The sequence below is a fragment of the Neotamlana sedimentorum genome, from assembly GCF_000943565.1.
In the GTDB taxonomy this organism is placed as follows: domain Bacteria; phylum Bacteroidota; class Bacteroidia; order Flavobacteriales; family Flavobacteriaceae; genus Neotamlana; species Neotamlana sedimentorum.
Window position 1 is genome coordinate 151,579 of sequence record NZ_JTDW01000010.1, and the last position, 8,632, is coordinate 160,210.

At 34.3% G+C, this 8,632-nt stretch carries 7 protein-coding genes; 4 read left to right on the plus strand and 3 right to left on the minus strand.

The features are described 5' to 3' along the window. The first annotated feature begins 31 nt into the window (after positions 1–31). Genes PW52_RS13025 through PW52_RS13040 form a run of 4 tightly spaced genes read left to right on the plus strand, consistent with a single transcriptional unit; the run spans position 32 to position 4,503 of the window. Positions 32–1,237: a multidrug effflux MFS transporter gene (locus tag PW52_RS13025; protein WP_044633394.1), complete on the plus strand. Its 1,206-nt coding sequence runs from the start codon at positions 32–34 to the stop codon at positions 1,235–1,237. 54 nt (positions 1,238–1,291) lie between these two features. Then, positions 1,292–1,906, plus strand: a complete 615-nt coding sequence (locus PW52_RS13030; protein WP_044633395.1) for a fumarylacetoacetate hydrolase family protein — start codon at positions 1,292–1,294, stop codon at positions 1,904–1,906. Between the two features lie 23 nt (positions 1,907–1,929). Continuing rightward, positions 1,930–3,834 carry a DUF294 nucleotidyltransferase-like domain-containing protein gene (locus PW52_RS13035; protein ID WP_044633396.1) on the plus strand — a complete coding sequence of 635 codons (1,905 nt, stop codon included), beginning with the start codon at positions 1,930–1,932 and terminating at the stop codon, positions 3,832–3,834. 9 nt (positions 3,835–3,843) lie between these two features. Then, positions 3,844–4,503 (plus strand): 3'-5' exonuclease, encoded by a 660-nt coding sequence (locus tag PW52_RS13040; protein WP_044633397.1) that lies wholly within the window; start codon positions 3,844–3,846, stop codon positions 4,501–4,503. Here PW52_RS13040 and acs read toward each other — a convergent pair whose 3' ends face one another. The 3 genes from acs to PW52_RS13055 all read right to left on the minus strand — a co-directional run bounded on the left by acs (position 4,504) and on the right by PW52_RS13055 (position 8,481). Continuing rightward, positions 4,504–6,411 (minus strand): acetate--CoA ligase, encoded by a 1,908-nt coding sequence (gene acs, locus PW52_RS13045; protein WP_044633398.1) that lies wholly within the window; start codon positions 6,409–6,411, stop codon positions 4,504–4,506. 39 nt (positions 6,412–6,450) lie between these two features. Continuing rightward, positions 6,451–6,807 (minus strand): DUF779 domain-containing protein, encoded by a 357-nt coding sequence (locus tag PW52_RS13050; protein ID WP_044633399.1) that lies wholly within the window; start codon positions 6,805–6,807, stop codon positions 6,451–6,453. Positions 6,808–6,984: 177 nt separating this feature from the next. Continuing rightward, complete coding sequence (locus PW52_RS13055) at positions 6,985–8,481, minus strand: aldehyde dehydrogenase family protein (RefSeq protein ID WP_044633400.1); 1,497 nt, start codon at positions 8,479–8,481, stop codon at positions 6,985–6,987. Positions 8,482–8,632 lie beyond the last annotated feature (151 nt).

An 8,632-nucleotide genomic window follows, 5' to 3' on the forward strand; every position in this document is an offset into this window, starting at 1 on the left:
TACAGCTCATTAATTAGCTTAATTTTGCCCCATGCAAAAACCTCAAGAATTTAAATTTGAATTTGTTGCACTCATGGCATCGCTTATGTCGATTGTTGCGCTTTCAATAGATGCCTTATTACCTGCAATTCCCGAAATTGGAAAAACACTAAACTCTTTCGACCCAAGTAAAAACCAATTACTAATCACCATGATATTTTTAGGTATTGGTTGCGGGCAATTAGTTTTAGGCCCTTTATCGGATAGTTTTGGGCGTAAACCCATTGTGTATATTGGTTTTTTTATTTTTATTATTGCTAGTATTTTTTGCTTAACGACAGAAAGTTTTACCATTATGATTTTTGGTAGAACTTTACAGGGTTTTGGTTTAGCTTCGGCACGAACAATTAGTATTTCAATGGTTCGCGACCAGTTTGAAGGTGATTACATGGCAAAAATCATATCCATAATAGTTATGTTTTTCTTGCTTGTACCAGTAATTGCACCTACCCTTGGGCAGTTTTTGTTTCACATGTTTAATTGGGAAGCCATTTTCTACTTTAATTTACTTTTTGGGCTTTTAATTATATTATGGTTTTGGTTAAGGCAACCCGAAACTTTAGCAAAATCGAACCGCATTAAATTTTCGCCAAACTTATACGTAAATGGTACTAAAAAATTTTTTAAAAATAGTGATGCCGTTGCTTACACCTTTATTTCTGGCTTTATTACAGGTTCGTTTATGGTGTATTTAAGTACATCGCAACAAATTTTTCAAGAACAATATAAACTGGCCGAAATGTTTCCATACATTTTCGCAAGTTTGGCTATTTCTATAGGTTTAGCCACTTTTTTAAACAGTCGTTTAGTAGAACGTTTTGGCATGTTTAACATTGCTTACAAAGCCTGTATTGCGTATGCCGCAATTTCTTTATTGTTCGTAATTTTATTTTGGGGTGGCAAAAACCCAAGCATCTTTATTTTAGTTCCATTTTTTGCCATGCAATTTTTTGCGGTAGGTTTTCTATTTGGAAATTTACGCGCTTTAGCTATGCAACCACTTGGGCATATCGCTGGTATTGGTGCTGCAATAAACGGGTTTCTGTCTACTGTTTTAGCCGTTCCTATTGCTAATTTTATTGGCACTTATGTAAACACCTCGGTTTTACCATTATTTATTGGTTTTTCATTTTTTGGCATTTTATCGCTAGTTGTTTTCTTAATTTTAAAACGAAAAAGAGCCTTTCAAAATGCATAAATGATGTGTTTATATTTAGTATTTTTATAGCCTAAATTATAAACTAAAAATAAAATGAAACTAATAGGAATAGGTAAAAACTATGTAAACGATAAATCGGAAATAGAAGCTATTAAAACAGGCTTTCAAACCATATTTATTAAAGCAAATTCTACAATAGTTACCAATAATAACGACATTACTTTCCCTGCTATTACAGAACAACTGGCTTACGAAGTAGAATTGGTAGCTAAAATTGGTAAACAAGGAAAAGATATTACTTTAGAAGATGCCGAATCTTACATTTCTGAAATGGCTGTTGGCATCGATTTTACAGCTAAAGATGTTTTGGCTAAAAGCAGAGAAAAGAAAGGCCCATGGGCATTAGCAAAAGGGTTTGATGGTGCTTCGCCAATTTCGAACTTTAAACCAATAAGTGATTTTCCTGATTTAAACAATATTAATTTCGGATTAAAAATTAATGGAGAAGATCGTCAAATTGGAAATACCGATTTAATGATTTACAATTTCAGCGAAATTATTTCATTTGTATCGCAATACATGACTTTAGAACCAGGCGACTTAATTTTTACTGGTACTCCAGCTTCAGGCGTAGGTTTAAATGTAAAAGGCGACCATTTACAAGCTAGTATCGAAGGCGAATTACTTCTAGATTTTAAACTGGTTTAACACCATACAGTTTACCTGCCATTATGAAAAACTCTATTGCAGAACGCGTTGCCGATTTTTTAAATAGGTATCCGCCTTTTAATATGATTAACACATCCGATTTACTAAAAATCGCTTCCGAAGTTAACATTATTTATCTCGAAAAAGGTGATACTGTTTTTAACCAAGGTGATCATTTTAACGACCATTTTTACATGGTAAGAGATGGCGCAATAACGCTGCACTATACGCTTAATGGCCTAGAAAAAAACTTAAACATGAATGATGTGGGCGACATTTTTGGCGTTCGCCCACTTATTGCTAAAGAAAGTTATAAACTTACAGCTACGGCAAACGAAGAATCTATTGTTTATGCAGTACCTATTGCTACATTCCAATCGGTGGCAGATAATAACGCCAAAGTTTATAAATACTTAATTACGGCCTTTGCAACAAACGCCTACGACCCTTTCACCTCCGAAGAAAACGCTGAAGTTTTTGTAGATTATATTCCTACCACATCGAACGATATGGTAAATTTTCAAACTGCTGAATACACAAAAAACCCAGTTACATGTAAGGAAAACACAACAATTCGTGATGCCGCAATTAAAATGAGTACGCTTAAAATTGGCTGTATAATAGTAACCGATAAAAATAAAAATCCTGTTGGTATAATTACAAATAGTGATATAAAAAATAAAATAGGAACTGGTAAATTTCCTATTGAAACTGTTGTTACAGATATAATGAGTGCTCCCGTTATTACAAGTAAACCCGATATTACTGTTGCCGATGGCCAATTACAAATGATAAAAAATGGTATCGGGCATTTGTGCATTACTAAAGATGGCACCACAAATTCTAAAGCTATTGGAGTTTTAACACATCACGATGTTCTCGTTTCGCTCGGAAACAATCCAGCGGTTATTTTAAAAGAAATAAAACGCGCAAACCGCACAAAAAAACTAAGAACGGCACGATTAAAAGCCAACACACTTCTTAAAAGTTACTTAGAGCAAAACATTCCTATTTCTCATATTGTAAAAATTATGGCGCAAATTAATGATGCCGTAACCTACAAAGCTGTTGAGATTGCAGTTAGTAAAATGCCCACAGAACCTCCTGTATCTTTCGCGTGGTTAGCCTTAGGAAGCCAAGGGCGCCGGGAACAATTACTTTTTACAGATCAAGACAATGCATTAATTTTTGAAGATGTTTCGGAAGAAAACTATGATACAACAAAAAGTTATTTTCTAGAATTAGCAAAACGAGTTAGCGAACGGTTAAACAAAATTGGTTTTGAATATTGCGAAGCCGATATGATGGCAAGCAATCCAGAATGGTGTAAATCAGCTAGCGAATGGCGGGATCAATTTAAAAATTGGATTTTAAAGCCAGATGAAAAAGCAGTACTTCTTTCGTCAATCTTTTTCGACTATAGTTATATTTATGGAAATGAAACTTTAGTTGATACTTTAACCGAAACCATTTTTACCACCATTGATAAAACATCATTGTTCTTTAAATTTTTAGGACGTGATGCCATTAAAAGCCCATCTCCTGTAGGTTTTTTCAAAAAGTTTGTCGTGGAACAAAATGGCGAACAAAAAGATCTATTTAATATAAAGAGTCGCGCTTTAATGCCGTTAATTGATTCTGCGAGATTACTCGTTTTAATTAACAAAATTAAAGGCATTAACAATACGGCAGAACGCTATGAAAAAATGGCAGAACTTGAGCCCGAAAACAAAGCGTTGTACAATTCTTGTGCCTATGCTTTTAAAGCCCTTTCAAAATTTAAAGCTAAGCAAGGTATTCTTCATAAAAACTCTGGAAAATTTATTGTTTTAGAGACTTTAACCAAAGAAGAAAAACTAAAATTACGCCGTTGTTTCAAACCTATAAATGAAATACAAGAGACTTTAAAATATAAATTCGATTTATAAACAGGTACTATGCTAAATTGGTTTAAAAACAATAAAAAAGAGTATCCAGATTTTTGGCTAGACTACCTAAATCACTTCAAATCAAAGAAGCGTACCGACATTAAAACAACGCGTTTTGTTGCTTTTGATACTGAAACTACGGGTTTTAACAAAAAAGAAGATAGAATTTTATCTATTGGGGCGGTTAGTATTATAGGTAAAACTATTAAAGTAAACCAAAGCTTAGAAATTTATATTGAACAAGATATTTTTAAACCAGAAACCGTTAAAATTCATGGTATTTTAAAACATGGGTCTTTAGAAAAAATATCGGAACTTGAAGCTATAAAACTATTTTTAGCGTATATAAAAGATTCCGATTTGGTGGCGCATCATGCTGGTTTTGATAAAAATATGATTAACGAAATGTTACTAAGAAACAACTTAGGAAAACTCAAAAATAAGTTTATCGATACTGGACATCTTTACAATAAATCGAAACATATCATTTATCGCGATAATTTAAAAGAACACTATAGTTTAGACGATTTGTGTGAAGAACTAAATGTAGCCAAAACAGATAGGCACACCGCCACTGGCGATGCGCTTATTACTGCTGTTATTTTCTTGAAAATTTTATCGCGCTTAGATAAACGAAAAAATTTGGAGTGGGATTATTTACTTAAATAATTACAAAACCTCATCCATAATACCTTGTACAATTTCAGGATTTAGTAAGGTACTTGTATCTCCAAGATTAGAGGTATCTTTACAAGCAATTTTTCTTAAAATACGACGCATAATTTTTCCACTACGCGTTTTAGGTAAACCAGCGGTAAACTGTATTTTATCAAGTTTTGCAATTGGGCCAACTTGCTCGGTAATTAATTGGTTAATTTCTTTACGTAAATTATCGTGGTTTCTGCTTTCTCCTGTTTCCTTTAAAGTTACATAGCCATACAATGCATTTCCTTTTATATCGTGAGGAAAACCAACAATAGCACTTTCGGCAACTGCTGGGTGTTCGTTAATGGCATCTTCTATTGGCGCAGTTCCTAAATTATGACCAGACACAATAATAACATCGTCTACTCTACCTGTTATTCTGTAATACCCAACCTCATCGCGTAAGGCACCATCTCCGGTAAAATATTTATTTTCGAAAGCCGAAAAATAAGTGTCTTTATACCGCTGATGATTTCCCCAAATAGTTCGCGCCATACTTGGCCAAGGAAACTTAATACATAAACGTCCGTCCACTTGGTTTCCTTTTATTTCTTTGCCGTTTTCGTCCATTAATGCAGGCTGAATACCAATAAACGGCAAGGTCGCATACGTTGGTTTTGTAGGTGTAGCAAAAGCAATTGGCGTAATCATGATGCCTCCTGTTTCGGTTTGCCACCAAGTATCAACAATAGGCGATTTTTTCTTCCCAACATTATCATCATACCAGTGCCATGCTTCTTCATTTATAGGTTCTCCAACGGTTCCAAGAACTTTTAAAGACGATAAATCATGTTTTTCTAAATGCTCTACACCTTCTTTTGCTAAAGCTCGAATGGCTGTTGGTGCGGTATAAAACTGGTTGACTTTATGTTTTTCTACAATTTCCCAAAAACGACCAAAATCTGGATAACTAGGTACGCCTTCAAACATAACCGTTGTGGCTCCATTACATAAAGGCCCGTAAACAATATAACTATGCCCGGTAATCCAACCTATATCGGCAGTACACCAATACACATCTTTTTCTCGGTACTGAAACACATTTTTAAAGGTATATGCGGTATAAACCATATAACCTGCCGTGGTATGAACCATACCTTTAGGTTTTCCTGTAGAACCCGAAGTATAAAGAATAAACAAAGGATCTTCGGCATTCATTATTTCTGGTTCACAATCGTGATAGGCTTCATCTAAAAGCGGTTGCAACCAATGGTCTCGACCGTTCTTCATATTAACATCAGAATCAATTCTTTTAGCAACCAATACACTTTCTATCGTGTCGCAATCTTCTAAAGCTTCATCTACAATGCCTTTTAAATCGATGGTTTTCGATCCTCTAAACGAACCATCACTGGTTATTACCATTTTACATTCAGAATCTTTTATTCTGGTGGCTAAAGCGGATGCTGAAAATCCTGCAAAAACAACCGAGTGTATGGCGCCAATTCTAGCGCAAGCTAAAACCGAAATGGCCAATTCTGGAATCATTGGTAAATAAATACAAACACGATCGCCTTTTTTAATGCCTTTTTCTTTTAAAACATTGGCAAAACGACAAACACGGTCGTGAAGTTGTTTATACGTAATATGTTCGGTTGCTTCTTTTGGATCGTTAGGTTCGAAAATTATAGCGGTTTTATCGCCACGTGTGTACAAATGCCTATCAATACAGTTTTCGGTAATATTTAATTGTGCACCTTCAAACCATTTTACTTCTGGTTTTGTAAAATCCCAACTTAAAACGTTGTCCCATTTTTTACGCCACATAAAATGTTCTTCGGCAATCTCTTCCCAGAACACCTCTGGATTTCTTACAGATTTTCTATAAACTTGATAGTATTCTTCTAAGTGTTTTATGTGGTAATTACTCATGTATTATTTAGTTTTTTAATTTAGCTAAAATTAAGCTTTCTATTTTTTATTAAAAAATGTTTCTTCTTCTGGTGTTAAAAGCCTCGATCTTATAATAAAACGTAATCCTAAAGGAATTTCTAATGAAAAACTCGCGCCTCTACCTTCTGTTATATCTATGGTTAAATGTGTGTGTTTCCAATATTCAAACTGGTCTTGATTCATGTAAAAATTAACGTTATTAACGACGCCTAAAAAAACATCGCTTTCGTCTAAATACATATCATCTTTTTCAAATATCATAGGCGCAGAACCATCGCAACAACCTCCACTTTGATGAAAAATTAATTCACCATGTTTTTGTTTTAATTGTTCTACAATTTTTGCGGCTTCTTGGGTAATAGCAATACGTTCCATTTATTTAAATTAAAGAAGATTTTTTTTAATACAACTCACTTTTTCTGTTTTTAATAAATAATTAAGATTTTACATATTATATTATTCATTGAAATTGAAAACTTTTTGAAAAATCAATAAAAAAGGCTGAAGTTTTTATTCAGCCCTTTTAAGTAAACTTCAATAAAAACGATGTTCTTAAAAGAATCCTAGTTTGTTTTTATCGTAAGAAATAAGCATGTTTTTTGTTTGTCTGTAATGATCCATCATCATTTGATGATTTTCTCTTCCAAATCCAGATTTTTTATAACCGCCAAATGGCGCATGTGCAGGATACGAATGATAACAGTTTACCCAAACACGACCTGCTTTTATTGCTCTAGGAATTTGATAAAGTTGATGCGCATCGCGTGTCCAAACACCAGCGCCTAAACCATATAATGTATCGTTTGCAATTTCTAAAGCTTCAGCTTCATCTTTAAATTTGGTAACACAAACTACCGGACCAAAAATTTCTTCTTGGAACACACGCATTTTATTGTGGCCTTCTAAAATCGTTGGTTTTATAAAATAGCCATTGGCTAAATCGCCTTCTTTATTTGCTTCCCCACCGCACAATACTTTTGCGCCTTCTTCTTCTCCTATTTTTATATAAGATTGAATTTTTTCATATTGATCGTTCGATGCCTGAGCCCCAACCATACAACTTGCGTCGTACGGATTGTTTTGAACAATTGCTTTTGTGCGTTCTATAACACGCTCCATAAACTTATCGTAAATAGCTTCCTCAACTAGAATTCGTGACGGGCATGTACATACTTCACCTTGATTAAAGGCAAATAATACGGCACCTTCTATGGCTTTATCTAAAAACGCATCATCGGCATCCATAACACTACTAAAGAAAATGTTTGGAGATTTACCGCCTAACTCCATAGTTACCGGATTTAAATTTTTCGATGCATATTGCATAATTAATTGTCCTGTTGTGGTTTCTCCTGTAAAAGCCACTTTATCTACTCTGGAGCTTGACGCCAAAGGTTTTCCGGCTTCTGGACCAAAACCATGAATAATATTAATTACTCCTGGAGGAAATACATCGGCAATTTTTTCCATTAATAAGGTCGCCGAAGACGGCGTTTGTTCTGCAGGTTTTAACACCACACAATTACCCGTAGCTAAGGCTGGTGGCAGTTTCCAGGAAAGCATTAATAGCGGGAAATTCCACGGAATAATTTGCCCTACAACACCTAAAGGTTCCTTAATATTCATAGACAAGGTGTTTGCATCGAGCTCGGTTGCGCTACCTTCTTCTGCACGAATACAGGCTGCAAAATAGCGCCAATGGTCTACTGCTAAAGGCACATCGGCATTTAAGGTTTCACGAATTGGTTTTCCGTTATCGCAGGTTTCAACTAAGGCAAATTCTTCTAAATTGGCTTCAATAATATCGGCTACCTTATTTAAAAGTGCTGCACGCTCTGTTACCGAGGTATTTCCCCATGCTTCTTTAGCATTGTTTGCTGCTTCTAAAGCTAATTCAACATCTTCTTTTTGCGATCTTGGGTATTTTGCTATTAGTGATTTATCAATTGGCGACGTATTTTCGAAATACTCACCACCAATAGGATCGACAAACTTTCCGTTTATAAAATTGCCATAGGTGGTTTTAAATTTTGGCTTAGAATAACTCATTTCTCTTATTTATTTTAATTAAACATCATTTATAATTACACATACAAATTGTTAATATTTTTAACATTTAATGATTTTAAATCTAATATTTTAGTTAATATGTAATTTTAATAAAGGTATTATTGTATATCCGTAAACACTAATAATTTAT

Bases quoted from the DNA above. Each gene is read 5' to 3' on its own strand.
- PW52_RS13025 (WP_044633394.1), top strand. From the start codon at position 32: ATGCAAAAACCTCAAGAATTTAAATTTGAATTTGTTGCACTCATGGCA.
- PW52_RS13030 (WP_044633395.1), top strand. From the start codon at position 1,292: ATGAAACTAATAGGAATAGGTAAAAACTATGTAAACGATAAATCGGAA.
- PW52_RS13035 (WP_044633396.1), top strand. From the start codon at position 1,930: ATGAAAAACTCTATTGCAGAACGCGTTGCCGATTTTTTAAATAGGTAT.
- PW52_RS13040 (WP_044633397.1), top strand. From the start codon at position 3,844: ATGCTAAATTGGTTTAAAAACAATAAAAAAGAGTATCCAGATTTTTGG.
- acs (WP_044633398.1), bottom strand. From the start codon at position 6,411: ATGAGTAATTACCACATAAAACACTTAGAAGAATACTATCAAGTTTAT.
- PW52_RS13050 (WP_044633399.1), bottom strand. From the start codon at position 6,807: ATGGAACGTATTGCTATTACCCAAGAAGCCGCAAAAATTGTAGAACAA.
- PW52_RS13055 (WP_044633400.1), bottom strand. From the start codon at position 8,481: ATGAGTTATTCTAAGCCAAAATTTAAAACCACCTATGGCAATTTTATA.